Source organism: Tengunoibacter tsumagoiensis, from assembly GCF_003967535.1.
Lineage (GTDB): Bacteria > Chloroflexota > Ktedonobacteria > Ktedonobacterales > Ktedonobacteraceae > Tengunoibacter > Tengunoibacter tsumagoiensis.
Genome location: NZ_BIFR01000001.1, coordinates 2,534,574 through 2,552,900 on the forward strand (window position 1 = coordinate 2,534,574; position 18,327 = coordinate 2,552,900).

Sequence of the window (18,327 nt, forward strand, 5' to 3'; positions counted from 1 at the left end):
AAGGGGAACTACTATATGATTCTGATTACTGGTGCCACGGGGTATATTGGGCGTCATCTCGTGGCTCGTCTGGTAGAGCAAGGGGAGCGCCCTCGCTGTCTGGTACGTGATATTCATCGTGCTGCCCAATTCTTGCCTGTTGAGAAGATTGAGCTGGTCCATGGGGACACGACACAGCCAGAGACGCTCCCGGCTGCCTTAAAAGGCATTGATACCGTCGTTCATGCAGCCTTTATTACCGCCGATCGTAAAGTTGCCTCAAGCGAGCTGTATAATAAGACGAATGTTGGTGGAACTGCCAATCTTGTGAAGGCGGCTGAAGAGGCCACTGTTGATCGTATCATTGAGATTAGTGGTTTAGGAACAAAGCCAGACAAGCCTGGCAGCTATATGCAGGGCCGCTATCTTTCGGAGCATCTGCTGATTGAGAGTCGGTTGCAATGGACCATTATCCGCCCATCCGTTCTCTTTGGGAAAGGGGCACCTTTTATTAAAGGGCTTGTCGATCTGATTAAGACTGCTCCAGTGGTTCCTTTGATTGGAGGGGGCAAGGTGCTCTTCCAGCCTATTCATGTGGATGATGTGGTCTCTGTAATCCTCAAAACGCTACAAGATCCACAGGGGACCAGCGGCAAGATCTATACTATTGGCGGACCTGAATACTATTCTTTTTCGCAGGTCTTTGACGAGCTATTGCAGGCCACGCATAAGCATCGGTTGAAGGTTTATGCTCCCACTCCGCTGGTTGGAATAGGTGCAGCAGTCATGGAGGCTGTCCTTCCGAGACCACCTTTGACCAGAGCTGCGATGACCCTGTTTTCGTTTGATAACACCACCGATCTGCAAAGTGTCGAGCGTGACTTTGGTTTCCGGCCCCGCTCCTTCCATGAATATCTTCAGACTGAGGGCGTGTTATAAACGGTAAGAAGTCTGCAACAAAAAATGAAAAAGAGCTTTCGCATCTTCATAGAGGGAAAGCTGAGTATCTCTTACAGCGCATACATACCATGCCCCCTCCTCCATAACTTATGGAGGAGGGGGTACTATTTTATGTATAGAACATTGAGCTCAAAGCAGAAATTACCCTTAGAAAATGATTAACTATACCTATCAGCTTGACAGTACTTTTCACACTCTGCCATACTATTGGCTGAACTCTATGACCGAGAACACGTTGCAAGGAGTATCACTAAATACATGAACATCACTCAACCGACCCCCATCCGACTCTATCTGTTGCAACTCGCTCTCATCGAAGATGGGACGCCTATTCCTGGCTACCTGATCCAGACTAGCGACGGTAAAAACATTCTGATCGATACTGGTTACCCCACAGACGAGACATTTCTCTCACGTGAGCGCCCCAAAGGGAGGAGCATTCTCAAACTGACCTCCGCAGTGGATCAGCTTGCGGTGCTCGGACTCAGTCCACGCGACATCCAGTATCTCGTCTGTACCCATTTCGATTCCGATCATTCCGGTGGACACGACGATTTCTGTTGGTCCGAATTAGTCGTTCAACGCGCTCACTATGAATTTGCGCGCGTTAATGGGCATGAGCGGCTCGCGCTCACTCGCCCGCATTGGGATCATCCCGAGCTGCGTTACCGGCTCATCGATGGGGATACCGCACTGGTTCCCGGCGTTGAATTGATCGAGACCGGTGGACACATGCCAGGCCACCAGGCGGTATTGGTGCGTTTGCCACAGACCGGTCCTGTTCTGCTGGCTATCGATGCTGCCGCAATCGAGAGCGATCTCAACCCCGCAACACGAACCTACGAAAATGGGTTGGACCTTGATCCAGCCGCCGCAATGGAGAGCGCACGCAAAATGTTTGAGCTGGTCAAGCGTGAGGGCGTCGCGTTGACGGTCTTTGGGCACGATGAATGTCAATGGCCCACGCTCAAAAAATTTCCCGAATTCTATGATTAGCACAACCAGTTCCTCCTCTCACTCAGGGCCATCTCGATGACGAGATGGCCCTGCCTCATTTCTTGACCAATTCTCTATAGCTATGACACGATCAATCGCGTCACGACCGTTCAGGAGCCTGATGGGGCGCAGACCACGTATGGCTACGACTATGCCAACCACAAGACCAGCATCCGCTATCCCAATGGCACCAGTATGCTGATGGCCTTCAACACAGCCGGTCAGGAGACCGCAAGCCAGAGCGGGATTTTCACCTCATCTCCATCCAACACCTTCAGTACCGCGTATACCAATTATCAGTATATATCAATATGCATATTAGATCTGGCCTAATCCGACCTTTCTGCTTCAGAGCGTGCAGTACCTGGACCCGATCACGCACAGTGGCACCTTGACAACCTGTGATAGCTCTAGTGGCAATGATCTTAACTTTCTACTGGAGGCGTCCACAAAGAACGCCAGTAACAGCGTGGTAGAAGACGACAAATATGGCTATGACAATAACGGCAACATCACCGGCAAGCAGGTCCAGAGCACTGGCCTCAACGAGAGTTCTAGCTACAACGCCGCCAGCGAGCTGATCACCAGAACCAACGGCAGCGGAAGCACCACCTACAGCTACGACGGCATCGGCAATCTGACCGGCTCAACCCTGAGCTACAACGTCCTGAACCAGACCACGAAGAATGGTTCCACCATCTACACCTATAGCGGAACCACCCAGAGCGAGCGGGTTCAGGTCAATAGCGATGGTGGGTTAGGTCTCACCACCGCGAAGACCTCGGCAGGCTCGACCGAATATGTGTGCTGTAGCTGCGGCCTGCTCAACAACGAACGAACGCCAGACGGCAAGAAGTATTACTACCTCTTCGATGGTCTGGGCTCCGTCGTCGGCATGACCAACAGCGCTGGCCAGGAGGTCAACGCCTATACATATGATCCCTACGGCAACATCGTCAGCCAGCAGGAACAGAGCGGCCTCAACAATCCCTGGAAGTATGCAGGCGGCTACTACGATAGCAGCACTGGTCTGACCAAGTTCGGCATTCGCTACTACGATCCGACAGTGGGACGTTGGACTCAGAGGACGCCGGTCGGAGGGAGTTTGCAGGAGACGCTGAAGGCGAATCCGTATGTGTATGCGGGGAATAATCCTGTGAATGAGGTGGATCCGAGTGGGAAAGTTTCTGCATCGCCGGGACAATGTGTTCTTTCAACAGCAGTTTTACTCATGGCAGCTTACGGTTTTCAAGGGGCTCTCGGCATTGCTGCTGGATCAGTTGTAACAGCAGTTGCAGGTATAAGCGCTACAGCTCCTCCAATTGGCATTGCACTCGTAGGAATTGGAATTAGCATACTGTTTGCCGCTTCGATAGTTGCCGCTTCTTACAGTCTTGTAGAAGCAATAGGAGAGCAAAGAGATGCGTGTCATAGTGTTTCTTTCTTTGGATTAACATTTTAGTACATTTGAGATAAGATAAGTAGCCTTCAGATTATTCATTTTTAATAAAAAATCTGAAGGCTACAGTCTGCAAGAAAGATTATCTTAGGAGCAATCGCGACTCTTAAGTTTCTCTTACCTCTTAAAACCTGTAATCGTATTTATTAAATAGAGTACTGCTCTTTTCGTTTGACAAAGCACTCTTTTGATCAAAAAAACAGTAAAATGCTTCAGTTTGAGAAGCACTATCTCATAGTTTCTAGAAGTTTATCTCATACTCAAAGAGATTTTTTAGTATGAGAGCTCAAGAGATCTGGTCTCTTAGAAAGAGGAACAAAGTGAAAAAAAAATCTCTTTACCTGTTGATATTCTTGGTCGCTTTCGCATTTTACATTCTAATGAATGGATTTTTATTAAAAAATAACATTTATAGTGTTAAGGAAGTTCTCATAGGTTTTTTATTTTCTATTGGAGTAAGTATCATTTCTATGAATGCATACAATTTTTTTTGGAGAAGAAAATAAAGTTCTGATTTTACACACAAGAATGCGATAAAATTTCATGTGTATTATTGGTACGAATGATTATAGAAATTGTTTTCCCATCAATAGAACTATCTTTTCCGATATGCTCCTATGATAATATCCTTCATCAACTGGAGTAGAGCTACCTTAAACAACCCCTGAAAGTATGCAGGTGGCTATTATGATAGTAGTACCGGCCTGACCAAGTTCGGTATCAGATATTACGATCCCACCGTCGGGAGATAGACCCAGCGAACGCCCGTTGGAGGAAGCTTACAGGAGACGTTGAAGGGGAATCCGTATGGGTATGCTGATGATAATCCTGTCAATGAGGTTGATCCTGGTGGAAAGATTCCTGTGCTTTTAGGTCCAGGGATTGTTGCCTTGTTTGGTGCTCTTACCGGAATAATAACAGGCGCATTTGCAGGAGATATTCATTCATTAAAAGATGTTGGCAGAAATGCACTACTGGGTGCGGGCAGTGCCATTGCTCTTGTAGGTTTAGGCGCTTTGGCTACAACTTTAACTGGAGGTGTGGGTGGTATAGCTTTTGGTGCAGCTTTTTAGTAGTGCTGCAACGTCAGATGCTACAATTGTAACCGCTACTTTGTCTCCAGCCGTAGTAGCTTTGTTTGGATTTGCTTCAAAAGTATTTTAGAATTAAAATTTATAGCTGTCTATGCTTTCTCCTATAAAAATTTAGGTGAGAGCATAGACGGATAAGAGAAGTGAGATATACTAATGGGATTAAGAAACGCCTTTTTTAGAGTAATTGGCATAGCTATGATAGTCATCATCATAGCGACATTCGTTTACTTGCTCATTTTTGTTAATAATTCTACACTTAAAGTTATTGCCTCTGTAGGATTAATATATTTTATAACAACTATAGTTGTTTTATATACGTCAAATAGGAACAAGAGAATGTGATTGGAAGGTCTTATTTTGTTGTTCTTGGTTCTGCTTGTAGGGATTATTCTTATTAATGAGGTTGATCCGAGTGGGAAAATCCCTGCACTTCTCGCTATTGCACTTATTGGTTGAGTTGGTGGTGGAATAGGAAATCTAGTAGCTGGGGAAGCTGCAAGTTCTCATGGTCTTATATCAGCAAAAGATGCCATTGGCGATTTTTTAGGAGGATGTGTGGCTGGTGGATGAATCACACCTCTTGTCGCTCTAGCAGGTGCTGGTGGAGCTAGTGGTGCTGGTAGCGCTAGTGCGACCTCATTGTCACTAACTGGTAGCGGTTCTGTTCCTGGTGGATTCGCGCAAGGTGCGATTGAGAATATTTGGAACAAATCGGTTCCACATTTTTAAGAAACTTTTGAGATCAGCTTTATGTGAGAAGTAAGTATAAGTATTATACTCATATTCCGCAATGAAATTTTAAGTTGTCTTCTCAAGCTGTTTCAGAATGCAGAGATGCCCTTCATCTCTGCAAATATGAGCTGGCCTGTGGCTTGAATCTGAAAAAATTAAAGTGCGGAATATCAGACTATGCTTGCTTTTTTGCATCATATAAGAAAGAGAAGTATATGAAGAATACTATATTTGCTATTGCTGATTTTTTGATAAGTAAGCATAGATGATATATGCTTATTAAAAGTATATAATGGGAGGTTTTTATGTCAAAAAGAGGTATTAATGTTGTGATAATTGTGTTTGGCATTATTGCATTGCTAATGATAATAGCTAGTAAGTATTTGCATATTAAAGATTTAAATATATTGGCATTAATAATTTTTTTAATAGTATCTATAGGTTTGAATATTATAAAATTTATTAAGTTTGATTAATAAGAAAATGAACAATTTAAAACGTGGACAGGTACTTTGATTGACCAGAGTGAGCATGTCTCGGTCAATAGCAACAGCTTTGTCTATGGCGGCCTGGGCCTCACGAGAGCCAATACCGCCGCAGGAACAACCGAATATGTCCGCTGTAGCTGCGGCCTGCTCAACAACGAGCGAACGCCCGACGGCAAGAAATAGTACTACTTGTTCGATGGCCTGGGCTCCGTCGTTGGCATGACCAATAGCGCTGGCCAGGAGGTCAACGCCGACCCATATGATCCGTACGACAACATCGTTAGCCAGCAAGAACAGAGCGGCCTCAACAACCCCTGGAAATATGCGGGCGGCTACTATGATAGTAGTACGGGCCTGACCAAATTCGGTATCAGATATTACGATCCCACAGTGGGACGTTGGACTCAGCGGACGCCCGTTGGAGGGAGTTTGCAGGAGACGCTGAAGGGGAATCCGTATGTGTATGCGGGGAATACTCCTGTGAATGAGGTGGATCTAACTGGAGAAGCGCCTTCTAGTCTTGCCTGTTTCGGAATTGGGGGTCTTGCTTTTCTGGGAGCAATAGGTATATCAAGTGGTAGCACAAATATAGGTACGGCACTGGCAGCAATCTTTAAATCTGCTCAGGCTTTAGTAGATGGACTGGCTGCAGTGGGAATAAGCGTTGCAGAAAAATTCGTGCCTGTTATTGGTTGGGCCATTCTTGCTGTGCAATTAGCTTTTGTTACTTTTGCAACTATAGTCGCCTTAAAGACGGCAGGTTGCATTAACTAATTTAACTGAAAAATACTTGTAAAATACAAGCAGTTGAATGAGCTTTGTATGCTGTACCAACTGCTGCTTTACTCAAAGCTGTTTTCATAGCCTTAACTAGTGAGGAAGAGAAGTGAATAAAAGAGACAAGTCGAAATATACTATAGCAGCAATTGGTTGCTTTTTAATTAGCCTATCTTGTTTTTTGAGTGCATTGATACTAAAAGCAAACTTCTTTGTTTTTGTTTCTATGCTTTTAGGTGGCATTTTAGGCTTCATTTTAACTGTTTTTTATAGTTTTTTATTGTTTACATTGAGCCAAAAATAATTGGCCTGTGCATGATTGATAGCACTGGTCATGAAGTGAACTGTCATTAGTATCCTCTCTGCTACTATAGCAAGGTACTATTGCTAACAACTAGCAACAAGTAGATATCAACGATTTTGAGAATACTTTTTTGAAGGCTACTAGCTCTGGCTGCTTGAACGATGATGACTTCTCACTTTGGCACAAAAGCCGAATAGGAAGAAATTTATTGTGCATGTGAAATTTTAAGCGTATAGTGAGTAATTATTACCCATATGGAAAGAAAGTTCATCTATAGGAGAGTTTCATGTTTAGGGAGAGAAGCTTCTTAATTGCTATTATAGCATTCTCTATATTGCTATTCGCTCTTTTAGGATGGTTTGTGTTTCGCCTGACTTCTTTGATGATAGCTTTTGATATAAGCGCTATCGTAATTATCAGCATTTTGGTAGGTGGAGTGTCAAATTTATTGAACTCTCAAAAAAAGGTCAATAGTATGAAAAAGACAACAAAAACGCAGATTGCATTAATGATTGTTGGGGTATTCTTTCTTATAGGAAGCTTGATAGTTCTTTTTCTTCCTTTCAATAACGTAGTTTCAATGAGTCGAAATACTGGTATTGTTCTAACGATCGTGTTGGGTATTATTGGAATGGTATTTCTTGCGATTGGTGCATACATTCATCCTGATACTCATTAGATAATAACTTTCCTTGCATTTAATGTTTACAACTGCAGGAATCACCCTGAGCTACAACGCCCTGAACCAGACCACGAAGAATGGTTCCACCACCTACACCTATAGCGGAACCACCCAGAGCGAGCGGGTTCAGGTCAATAGCGATGGTGGGTTAGGTCTCACCACCGCGAAGACCTCGGCAGGCTCGACCGAATATGTGTGCTGTAGCTGCGGCCTGCTCAACAACGAATGAACGCCAGACGGCAAGAAGGTTTTCTGATACCTGGGAGTATCGCTCTTACTGGTTCAGGAGTTAATGTACTTAGTGGTCTGGTGGGAGTGGGTCTTAGTGGATTAGGAAGTATCGCACTTGATTATCTTACAAATGCATGTTGATCGTCTAATATAAAATATTATTAGCGGTTAATTAATAGGAGGATCTTAGCAATGAACATCATAATTGGTAGTGATAGAGCCATTGGAATAGTAGTTGGTATCATTTTAGCGATTATAATTTTCACTCTCATTGCATCGTTGATTTTTTATATGAATAGAATTGCACAAAGGAGAAAATTAAAAAAATGATATGATCTTGATGTTGAGACTAAATGAGTCTATGAGAACGTTTTGAGACGTTTCCTTTAGGCAATGAGTTCCTCGTAATAATGAGAGGGTCGTTGTAGGAAATGTTATAGGCTGAGAATAGAGTGCCTGTATGATCATCAGGGCTGGCCAGGAAGTCAACGCCGACCCATACTATCCCTACGGCAACATCGTCAGCCAGCAAGGACAGAGCGGGCTCAACAACCCCTGGAAGCTACTACGATAGCAGCAGCGGCCTGACCAAATTTGGCATTCGCTATTACGATCCTACCCGTTGTGGGAGATGGACCTGGCGAACGCTAGTGAGGGGGAGCTTACAGGAGACGCTGAAAGGGAAGCCATATGTGTATGCGGATAATAATCTTTCACCTCATCTTCATCCAATACCTTCAGTACTGCGTATACCAAGTATCAGTATATATATCAATATACATATTAGATCTGGCCTAATCCAACCTCTCTGCTTCAGAGCGTGCAGTACCTGGACCCGATCACGCATAGTGGCACCTTGACAACCAGTGATAGCTCTAGCGGCAATAGTCTTAACTTTCTGCTGGAGGCGTGCACAAAGAATGGCAGTAACAGCGTGGCAGAAGACGATACGTATGGCTATGACACAATAACGGCAATGTGACCATCCAGCAGGAACAGAGCGAGCTCAACAAGCCCTGGAAGGATGCTAGTGGCTACGATAATAGCAATACCGGCCTGACCAGATTCCGCAAATTGCTCCGACGATCCCATCGTGGGGAGATGGACCCAGCGAACGCCAGTTGGGAGGGAGCCTGGTAGGAGACGCTGAAAGGGAATCCGTATGGGTATATAGATGATAATCCTGGCAAATGAGGTGGATCCCAATGGAGATGCGCCAATCGATGTATGTATTGCAAAGGTTGCAGCTTATACTGGACTAGATGCTCTAAAAGCAATCAACTTTGAAGCTGCGGGTTTAGGGAGCGTTGCTGCTATTGTTGCTGCACTTACTAAATTAGCCATTAAAGTGAGCAGTAAATTTGTACCAATTCTTGGGTGAATCGTCACCGGTGCACCTATCGTTTGGTTAGTAGCAGATGCTTATGCTTAGACCAGGCAAAATTGTTAAAAAGATGCCTTTTTGGTAGAAATGAGGAGTATTCACTATTTTTGAGTAATCCTCTGTAAGCACCAAAATATAAAAATTTGAAGTAAAAGGAGTTCTCAAATATGCTACAGCGAATTCTTATTAAATATTTTGTATTAGTTGTGGCGATCTTCTGCCTGTTCGAGGGTATTCACAATCTCGTCTTTAGCGGAAATAAAGCTTTAGATATAGTTATCGCAAATAGTATAGCTAGTTGGGGCATCTTAGTTTTAGGCGTTCTTTGCTTGATTGGTTTTATTGCATTTGTCTTTAAAGATAAATCACTCTTTTAATTAAAAATAGGTCACTACCAACAGTGATACTGAAAACGCACTAGTGTTGAATATTGAAATCTTTTGTGCTATTTTGATACGTATCTTGAGGAGGGCATCATGGAAAATGAGGACATCAAAATGTCTAAACAAATGCTAATCTTTTAATTTTCTTCAATAAAAAGGGAAAAGATAAAGTGAGAACTTTACCAAATTGCTTTGGAATCTGTAGCTTTATAATTGGCTGTATTTTATTTATATACGTTCTTTTATTAAGGCCATCACTTCATTTTTTTGAATACACTCTTTTATATGCTTTAATACCATCAGTCATCTTTATTTGGGTAAAAAAACAAGCTTCATTACTTTTAAGGAGATTTTAAGAGCAGATTTTTTTTTTAAGATATTATTATCTTGCTACGTATCAGGGAGTGATAACATGGAGCAATTATTCTGGCCCATTTTCATTAGCGTTGTATTATTTTTTGCACCTTCTATGGTGATAATTCCTCGTTTTTTTCGAATACTCAATTCAAACCTACCAATTAACCTGTACATAGAATTAAGTTACGTATATTTATCAGTAATCTTTTTAATTATAGTAGGCTATTGTATAGATTATTATGGTCTTAGCACCTGGTACTGGTTTATTGCTATCCTGATCATCGGAATTATTCATGTGCCGATATATCGATGGGCAAAAATAAAAAGGTAATTTTCATTTTCTATTGGAGTAAGTATCATCTTTATGAATGTATACAATCTTTTTTGGAGAAGAAAATAAAGTTCAGATCACAGGAATTACTTTAATTGAGCTGAAAGGTGAATACAATGGCACTAGATTGTACACTTTGTTTGTATGCTTGATTGGCCTTGTATTGTTTAGCTTATTTTATCTGATGTCAATTATTTTTCATGATTCAGGCTTTGTTAAAGGGATTGGTTTACTACTACTCGTTGAGTATTTTATATTGGCTTTTGTAAAACAGGTTTTTGTCAATGAACAAGAAATGATAAATGTGCCATTGAAATACATCATTGCATGGAGGTTTTATGAGGAAATCCTATCGTCGAGCTCCTCGATCGAAAGCATTTTTTGTAGGGGCCCTTGTAGGAAGCCTTGTAGGAGTTGTATTAACTCTTTCTGATGTGTTTTTTTCGCAGACCAATTCTATGGATCTGAGTATCGTTAGTCTTGCATCATTTGTAGTAGGAATGTTGATTGCGAGAAATGAAAAAACGATCCATAGTGGGAGTATGGCCGGTCTCTGGACAGCATTTTTTGCTTCTTTGGTTTCCTTTTTTATTGCAGCGTTATTCAATGTTTTACACATACCTACCAGGATTTCATCAACAATACTTGTCTTTGATGGTAATGCGAAGGATAATATCACCTTTTTCATTGTAGTTCTTTTAGTGATCATTCTAGCTTCAGGTCTCACTGTTGCTATTGGAGCGGGTGCAGGTGCAATAGGGGGAATAATTGGGAAGAAATGTTCATCAGCTCAATTTGAACTTATTTAGATTATACATTTATTATATGGCTTTGCATAATTAATACTTGGAAGGGAATAATTTGTGATATTTAACGCAATACTATATGTTGTGCTGGTAGGTGTAGCACTCTTACTCATTTGTTGTTCGGTATTTTTATTCCGTGCTGATCAAAGAGCTGTTAAAAATAAAAAAAGAAGAGAAAAAAAATGGTATCAACGCTCACAATTTCTAATAGCGATGGGCATTAGTATCATGACAGTAACAATTTTTGTTCGTGTTGTTGTTTTTAACTTATTTCTTGCGAGTAGTTTAATAATTGATATAATTCTCATTTTTATAGCTATTGTTAATGTTTTGATCGTTGGGTACGCAGTCTATCTTGCAAAAGAGACACAATGATCAAGAGAGGGATGGACAATCCCTATTTTTACTCTTTATACCTTGTAAGTTGAAGGAGCAACAATGAAAAATTTGCCTTTTGTGATCTGCGTCTGTATCGCTATCATTTTAGGGATAGCAGGATTTCTGTATGGTGGGTATGGTCCTTTAGACGCAACTGGCCCCATCCCTCGTTTTTCCTATTTTTTAGATGGGGCAAGCGTTTTCATGTTTGGAATTGCCTGGTTTGTCCGCAAGCGTAAAACAGGATAAGAAAATATCTTAAGTGACATTTCAGGTGTTATGCTGAATTTTTAAGGAAGTTAGCGTCACTACAAGGAGAAAGGTGTTGTTCTATGAAACCAATATCCAAGCGCAATTTTATATTGATTGTTACTGTCAGTGTAGTAATCACTGCTTTTCTTCTTGTTTTGTCTATGATCAATATAACATCAACAACGTACAGAACCTTCGCCCTTACATTTTTGATAGCAATTTTTGGCGCTCTGGCAGTTTTTTTAATTAATTCAAGGGAAAAATCGTCAAGATAGTTACTCCGATGCCACTCCAATAAGAAACGCCATACGAGTCACTCGCACCACTCCTGATGAGATCTACGCGACTTCAGAGCATAGTATTGGCGAATTCATTGATGCTGCTCAAATGATCGAATGAGATCTTCTTCATAGAAGCTTATTGTTAGTATTCGCTAACACATCTTGTGAAGAGTATAAAGAAGCTAGAGCCAATGAGATCGGACCATCAGATCTTCACCACATACGGTTGCTCTCCCCAGGTTTATTTTGAATAAAAAATGGTGGATCAGCCGTTTCTCGGCAGCCTGCTGGTTGTATTACTTAAAATACGCTTGCTTCTAGGATCATTGCCCTGCTATCATAGAATCTGTCAGAAGTTTTTGTTTCATGAAGCCTATGATCTGGCGTTTCTAGAAGCTTATGCTACAGATAGAAGGAGCTAACCATGAACACCGATTCAATGATAGATGCTCTCCGCGCGAGTGGCCCCCATCCAGACCTGGCCAAAGACCTTATGCTCTTTGGCCAGTTTGTTGGTGCCTGGGATGTTGATGTGACCAATATCGCGCCAGATGGTACAAAGACGGAATTCAAGGGTGAGTGGCACTTTGGTTGGGTGCTGGAAGGGCGAGCCGTTATGGATGTGTGGATTACCCCTCGCCGTTCGCTACGCAGTCAGATAGATCCTTACGAATACGGTGCTACCCTGCGCTTCTTTGATCCAGATCTCAAGGCATGGCGTTCAACATGGATTGGACCAGTACGCCACGTCGTCCGGCCCTTCATCGCACAGCAGGTAGAGGATGAGATCATCCTCGAAGGTAGTTTTACTTCAGACAGCCGTACTCGCTGGATTTTTTCACAGATAACGGATACGAGCTTTCGTTGGCGCAACCTGGAATCCAGCGATAACGGCACAACCTGGGCCATCGTGCAGACAATGGCTGCTCAACGTGCCCATTCATAAGAGATCATGTTCTGTGACTGCTTCCGTCCTCATGCCCTACTCCCCAACCACACTTTAAAAGTAATGAGAGAGTGTGGTTGGCTGTATGAACATTTTATGGCTATAGAGATAGGCACGTGGGATTAGCTCATATGCTATAATGAGTGGGCATGTTCATACCTATGAACGTTGTTTGCTTGTCTTCGTGTTTGGCAATCCCCAAAGGTACTGTGCAAGAGATGGAGTTATTGGTGTGGTCGCAAATGATTGGGTGAAATTAGGCGATGATCTCCGCGTTCTGAATGAGACCGTCGGACGGGTATTGCATAAGCTTAATGAGCAGGCGCAGAAGCTGGAGGTGGCCGTTGAAGGCCGCTATGTTAATGAGAGTGGAGATCCACGCATCAAATTGCTAGCGGAGTCACTTCACTTTAGTCGGGTAGTGGAGGTGGAACTGCGACGAGCAAATCAGAATCTTCAGCGGCTCCGTACACTTCTTCCGACTGATTCTACTCCTGGCTCATCTCCACAACATCTCCTTACTCATAGCAATGATCAGTTCGTAACTGCAAGTCTACCAGAGAATGAGCGGATGGCCCTGACGATAACGGGCCTGACGCAAGAGCGGAATGAATTAGAGACGCTGTATGGCATTGCTCGCACGCTGAACTCAACTCTGGAGTTTGATGAAGTGCTGCGTCTGGTGATGGAGCAGGTCATCAGTTTTGTGAAAGCTGAGCGTGGCTTTTTGATGCTGGTCAATCCTCAGACCGGCCTGCCAGAGCTCACTTTTGCAAGGGATGCGAACGAGAAATCAGCCTCTGAGGGCGAGTTTGCTCGTGCTCGCATCAGCAAAAATATTGTGACAAGAGTGATTCAGACCCGTTCTCCTCTCTTGACGGATGATGCACAGGCTGATGATGCGCTCAAAGAGATTCAGAGTATCATTGCCTATGGTATTCATTCCATTATGTGTGCTCCACTAATTGTGCGCGGTGCCTGTATTGGGGCAGTCTATGTCGATAGCCGATTTAATACACGTCTCTTCCAACCCAAACATCTCGAACTACTGCTCGCCTTCTGTAACCAGGCCGCGATTGCCATCGATAATGCGCGCCTTTTTGCTGAACTGAATAAAGCCATCAAGAAGGTGAGCGAAGATAAGCAGTATATGGATAATATTTTCGGTTCCATTGCAAATGGAGTAGTGACAACCGATTCGAAGGGACTGATCACTACATTTAATGCAGCGGCCAGTATTATTCTGCGTTTGGATCCGATCAAGGTACAGGGTATCCATTATACTGAAGCCTTTAAGGAGATTGCGGATGGAGGGTTAAGCGATCTATTGAGTCGAGCCCATCTGCAACACGAACATGGAACGATTGTGACCCAATCGATTGATTGTCAGATTGTGGGACGAGACGGCTTGATCAATCTTAGCTGTTATGTCAGTTCATTGCGTGATCTGCAAGGCGAACACATTGGAATTGCTCTCGTCATTGATGATCATACCGAGTTAAAGCGATCGGAGGCGCGGGCAAAGGAGATCCGACGTATTTTTGAGCGCTATGTTCATCCCAATGTGGTGCAACAGCTGATCCAGAATCCGCTGGCACTGAATCTCGGTGGCGAGACCAAAGAGATCTCGGTGGTCTTTGCTGATATTCGTGGCTATACCCGCTTAAGCGAGATGTTGCCGCCTGAAGAGGTGATGCATCTGGTCAATCGCTATCTGAAACTGATGTGCGAGGCCATCTGGGAAGAGGAGGGGACACTGACGGCGTTCCAGGGAGATGCACTCATGGCGATCTTTAATGCGCCATTGCAGCAACGGTTGCATGCGCTTCATGCGGTCAGAGCAGCCTGGAAGATGCGATTAGCCGTGCAAAATTATCAGCAATCGTTGCCTGAAGAGAGCCGTGTCTCCTTTGGCATCGGCGTCAACACTGGTCTGGCCACGGTCGGTAACGTTGGAGCCCAGGAGCGGCTCCAGAACTATACCGCGCTGGGTGATGTTGTCAATATCGCATCCCGTTTACAGAGCCACGCTACTGAAAACAATATTTTGATCAACGAATCAACGTACATGCAGGTGTATCGCTATATTCAGACTGGCAAGGCATTTCCGCTCGCCGTCAAAAACAAGACCACTTCTTTGACTGTGCGCTATCTGCTAGGAGTAAATCCTGGCCGCCCGGTATAAGGCAAGGCTAGAGATATTTTCGCATCACAAAGCCCATCGGTTGCAGACGGATAAAGCCAAACCATTCATAGAGCCGGTGAGCATGATAGTTATCCTCTTGCGTATTGAGCATAATGCGAGAGACGCGAGATCGCTCAAAGAAACGGATCGCTTCCGCCATCAGACGAGCTCCGATACCTTTCCGTTCGAAGGCTGGATCGACGGCGATGCGGATGAGATAGCCGAACTCATCGTCTAGAGCATTAAACTGATAGCCTACGACCTTTCCTTCCCATTCAACCACCACAAAGTAGGGATGGGTCGCGGCAATGTCCTGAAAGGCCGTGGCATCATAGCGCCAGAGGTCTTCAAAGCAGAGCTCTTCCAGCCTGAGTAGAGCAGGCATGTCGCCCAGAGGTTGTTCAGACGTACTCCGCAGATTGACCGGTCGGAGCGTTACTGCCAGGTTGCCAGCAGTAGGGATCGCCATATCATATTTATCGTAGGCATACAGATTGCGAAATGGCAGAAAATTTTGTTTGATCAGCACGGTACGTAACCAATCGTGCTCAATATCATTGCCCGAATAATGGAGATAGCGCACCCCACGTCTCCGTAGTTGTTCCTCAAGTGCTTCCAGCAAAGAGGTGAGTAGCCCTATATAGGATCGGCTCTCGGTCCAGCTAATGCCAAAGCCTCCAAGCCAGGCTGAGGGTGCATTGAGCGTCTGTGAGAGGAGAAAGCTATAGAGCGAGCTTCCACTAAAGGCTCCTACAGCTGGATAGCGTGTGAGCAAAAGAGGAAGTTCAGTAGCTGTAAACCTCTGATAGATATATTCAGAGGTTCTTAAAAGACGTTCAATTGCATATTCGTCGGTTTTTGTCAGAATCCGAATCTGTTCATTGTTATATGCCATAGACCCTCATTATATTGCCAGGAAGGCATAGATGGTATGTTTTTTCTCTTCATCGGCAATGACACAAGACTGTTCAGACAATCTTCCTACCTCAGATTGAGTTATCGATGGTCTTCTTATTATATACTATAGTATCTGGAGAATGGCAGAATTTGAGGCAGTAAAAACGAACGAGCCAGGAGGTTTTGCTCAGCCCTGAAATGGGGAAGATAAAACCTTCTGGTTCGTTCACTACTGTGAGTTGCCATAGCGAGGAGAAAAAGAACTAATGGGTCTGATCATCACCCTCGGCATCAGGCCCTTTCATCTCGCGCAGGATCCTGGCGCGATCGGGTTTGGGCGCGTTGCGCATCCGATAGCCAGCCAACTTATGAATCCGGCGGAGCTCAGTAATCAGAAGATCGCTATTGACGCGGTACTCAGGCTTTTGAGCGGAGCCATAGCTATCGACCACTGCATCATCACCCAATAATTGATTGATCGTTGTTGCCGTACATGCAGCCGTAGCTTCAAGATCGTAGCCACCCTCCTGCACAAAGATGATCTTGCCATCGCACATACTGCGAGCGATATCGAGCAGGATCTGATTGAGCTTCGAGAAATCTACCGTAGAGAGCAGCATCCCGGGATTTGCCAGGCCAGTCTGGGCCTCGGTCTCTTTCCAGTGGGCATCAAAGCCAGCGGAGACCAGAATTAATTGTGGATCAAAGCGATCGGCTGCGGGAGCCAGTACCTGACGGAAGATGGGCTCATACGTCTCCAATCCTGCGCCAGCCGGGAGCGGAATATTGATCGTTGTCCCCAGCCCAGCCCCTTCACCGCGCTCTTCAGCCAGACCGGTCCCTGGATAGAAAGGAGCCTGATGGATGGAGAAATAGAGTACACGTGGATCGGAATAGAACATCTCTTGCGTCCCATTGCCATGGTGGACATCATAATCCACAATCAGCACACGTTCCAGACCATAGTGATCCAGCGCATAGCGAGCGGCAACCGCCACATTATTAAAGATACAGAAGCCCATAGCGGCCTCAGGAACGGCATGATGGCCAGGAGGTCGGACCAGACAGAAGGCATTGTCAACCTCACCCTTAAGGACCGCATCCACTGCAACCAGTGGTGCCCCCGCAGCCATTGTCGCAGCTTCATAGGATTGAGGTGAGACATAGGTATCAGTTCCCAGAGCCAGAATCGCAGGGGCATTTGTCTGCATATTCTCAGCCGCAGCGCGGCTAAGATCAGCCACCTCCTGAATATATTCTTCCTCATGGACGGTTGCTAATTCAGCAACGGTGGCGGCGCGTGGGGGGAGCTGCACCAGGCCATCACGTTCCAGCCAGTTCAGAGCCTTCAAGACCTCCCAGGCCATCTCAGCCCGTTGAGGTCGCTCTGGATGGCCCGCCGGAACCAGATGCTTGCGAAAGATGGGATCATAAATAAGGGCCGTGGTCATGGTTTTTCCTTGCAAAAGAGCGGTCGCTGCCGCTCTAGATTGATAACTGTGAGAACGAATACAGGGAGAGGACGGGTATGCCGTCTCCTCCTTTGACTACTACTGTAAGACTTTTTTGACGAGTTCGGGGATCTCAAAGATCGTATCGGCGACGGGAACATTCGCAGCCTGAAGAGCTGCCACCTTCCCTTGAGCCGTCCCCGTATTGCCAGAGATGATCGCACCTGCATGGCCCATGCGTTTGCCAGCGGGAGCCGTTCGACCAGAGACAAAGGCCACAACGGGCTTACTCATCGTCTTGATATACTCGGCAGCATCTTCTTCGTCGCTTCCACCAATCTCACCGCACATGACGACGGCTCGAGTCTGTGGATCTTTCTCAAAGAGCTGTAAGTAATCGATAAACGTTGAGCCGATGATTGGATCACCACCAATCCCAATACAGGTGGACTGGCCGATGCCTGCCTCGGTCAGCAGCGAGACGACCTCATAGGTCAGCGTGCCGGAGCGAGAGATAAAGCCTACGGAACCAGGCGTAAACATCTGATATGGGATAATCCCAATCTTGCCATGTCCTGGCGTGCAGAGCCCGGGGCAGTTTGGACCGATCAGGCGAGCGCCCTTCTCCTTCACAACGAGCATAGCACGCGTCATATCGACCACGGGAATGCCCTCAGTGATACACACAATCAGCTCGATGCCCGCGCTGGCAGCTTCCATGATGGCATCGGCTGCGCCTGGAGGTGGCACAAAAATACAGGTCGCATTGGCATCCGTAGCGGCCTTGGCCTGAAAGACCGTATCGAAGACAGGGACCCCTTCAGCCGTCTGTCCACCCTTACCAGGAGTGACGCCACCCACAATATGTGTGCCAGCGGCCTGCATATTGCGCGTATGGTACTGACCTTCGCGCCCAGTAATGCCCTGCACGATCACCCGTGTCGAGTTATCTAATAAAATGCTCATCCTTCAGT

General features: G+C 45.0%; 18 protein-coding genes. 14 read left to right on the plus strand and 4 right to left on the minus strand.

The annotated features are described in order from the left end of the window. The first annotated feature begins 15 nt into the window (after positions 1-15). From EL628_RS09935 to EL628_RS09970, 8 genes are all read left to right on the plus strand, one after another. On the plus strand, positions 16-918 hold the full coding sequence (locus tag EL628_RS09935) for an SDR family oxidoreductase (RefSeq protein WP_126579797.1): 903 nt from the start codon (positions 16-18) through the stop codon (positions 916-918). Between the two features lie 279 nt (positions 919-1,197). After that, the gene (locus tag EL628_RS09940) at positions 1,198-1,935 is read left to right on the plus strand and encodes an N-acyl homoserine lactonase family protein (protein ID WP_218028893.1); all 738 of its coding nucleotides are present in this window, start codon (positions 1,198-1,200) and stop codon (positions 1,933-1,935) included. A 469-nt stretch (positions 1,936-2,404) separates the two neighbouring features. Next, complete coding sequence (locus tag EL628_RS09950) at positions 2,405-3,397, plus strand: RHS repeat-associated core domain-containing protein (RefSeq protein WP_126579798.1); 993 nt, start codon at positions 2,405-2,407, stop codon at positions 3,395-3,397. A gap of 788 nt (positions 3,398-4,185) precedes the next feature. Beyond that, positions 4,186-4,467, plus strand: a complete 282-nt coding sequence (locus EL628_RS09955; RefSeq protein WP_126579799.1) for an RHS repeat-associated core domain-containing protein — start codon at positions 4,186-4,188, stop codon at positions 4,465-4,467. Positions 4,468-5,732: 1,265 nt separating this feature from the next. Continuing rightward, positions 5,733-5,891: a hypothetical protein gene (locus EL628_RS29785; protein ID WP_161975395.1), complete on the plus strand. Its 159-nt coding sequence runs from the start codon at positions 5,733-5,735 to the stop codon at positions 5,889-5,891. Positions 5,892-5,897: 6 nt separating this feature from the next. Then, the gene (locus EL628_RS09960) at positions 5,898-6,482 is read left to right on the plus strand and encodes an RHS repeat-associated core domain-containing protein (RefSeq protein ID WP_126579800.1); all 585 of its coding nucleotides are present in this window, start codon (positions 5,898-5,900) and stop codon (positions 6,480-6,482) included. A gap of 593 nt (positions 6,483-7,075) precedes the next feature. After that, entirely contained in the window at positions 7,076-7,468 is a 393-nt protein-coding gene (locus EL628_RS09965) for a hypothetical protein (RefSeq protein ID WP_126579801.1), read from the plus strand. Positions 7,469-7,490: 22 nt separating this feature from the next. Further along, complete coding sequence (locus EL628_RS09970) at positions 7,491-7,700, plus strand: hypothetical protein (RefSeq protein ID WP_126579802.1); 210 nt, start codon at positions 7,491-7,493, stop codon at positions 7,698-7,700. A gap of 959 nt (positions 7,701-8,659) precedes the next feature. Here EL628_RS09970 and EL628_RS09975 read toward each other — a convergent pair. Beyond that, the gene (locus EL628_RS09975) at positions 8,660-8,908 is read right to left on the minus strand and encodes a hypothetical protein (RefSeq protein WP_126579803.1); all 249 of its coding nucleotides are present in this window, start codon (positions 8,906-8,908) and stop codon (positions 8,660-8,662) included. 345 nt (positions 8,909-9,253) lie between these two features. On the opposite strand from EL628_RS09975, the gene EL628_RS09980 reads away from it, so the two are divergent. From EL628_RS09980 to EL628_RS10005, 6 genes are all read left to right on the plus strand, one after another. Then, on the plus strand, positions 9,254-9,463 hold the full coding sequence (locus tag EL628_RS09980) for a hypothetical protein (RefSeq protein ID WP_126579804.1): 210 nt from the start codon (positions 9,254-9,256) through the stop codon (positions 9,461-9,463). 1,032 nt (positions 9,464-10,495) lie between these two features. Continuing rightward, positions 10,496-10,966, plus strand: coding sequence for a hypothetical protein (locus EL628_RS09985; RefSeq protein WP_126579805.1), 471 nt, complete (start codon positions 10,496-10,498; stop codon positions 10,964-10,966). A gap of 54 nt (positions 10,967-11,020) precedes the next feature. Beyond that, positions 11,021-11,338: a hypothetical protein gene (locus EL628_RS09990; protein ID WP_126579806.1), complete on the plus strand. Its 318-nt coding sequence runs from the start codon at positions 11,021-11,023 to the stop codon at positions 11,336-11,338. 63 nt (positions 11,339-11,401) lie between these two features. Continuing rightward, positions 11,402-11,590 (plus strand): hypothetical protein, encoded by a 189-nt coding sequence (locus EL628_RS09995; protein WP_126579807.1) that lies wholly within the window; start codon positions 11,402-11,404, stop codon positions 11,588-11,590. 708 nt (positions 11,591-12,298) lie between these two features. After that, positions 12,299-12,820 (plus strand): hypothetical protein, encoded by a 522-nt coding sequence (locus EL628_RS10000; RefSeq protein WP_126579808.1) that lies wholly within the window; start codon positions 12,299-12,301, stop codon positions 12,818-12,820. Between the two features lie 232 nt (positions 12,821-13,052). Next, positions 13,053-15,005 carry an adenylate/guanylate cyclase domain-containing protein gene (locus EL628_RS10005; RefSeq protein ID WP_161975396.1) on the plus strand — a complete coding sequence of 651 codons (1,953 nt, stop codon included), beginning with the start codon at positions 13,053-13,055 and terminating at the stop codon, positions 15,003-15,005. A 7-nt stretch (positions 15,006-15,012) separates the two neighbouring features. Here EL628_RS10005 and EL628_RS10010 read toward each other — a convergent pair whose 3' ends face one another. The 3 genes from EL628_RS10010 to sucD form a co-directional block, all read right to left on the minus strand. Continuing rightward, positions 15,013-15,900 (minus strand): GNAT family N-acetyltransferase, encoded by an 888-nt coding sequence (locus EL628_RS10010; RefSeq protein ID WP_126579810.1) that lies wholly within the window; start codon positions 15,898-15,900, stop codon positions 15,013-15,015. A gap of 265 nt (positions 15,901-16,165) precedes the next feature. Continuing rightward, a complete protein-coding gene (locus tag EL628_RS10015) occupies positions 16,166-17,353 on the minus strand; it encodes a histone deacetylase family protein (RefSeq protein ID WP_126579811.1) in 1,188 nt (395 codons plus the stop codon). A 99-nt stretch (positions 17,354-17,452) separates the two neighbouring features. Then, on the minus strand, positions 17,453-18,319 hold the full coding sequence (sucD, locus tag EL628_RS10020) for a succinate--CoA ligase subunit alpha (RefSeq protein ID WP_126579812.1): 867 nt from the start codon (positions 18,317-18,319) through the stop codon (positions 17,453-17,455). Positions 18,320-18,327 lie beyond the last annotated feature (8 nt).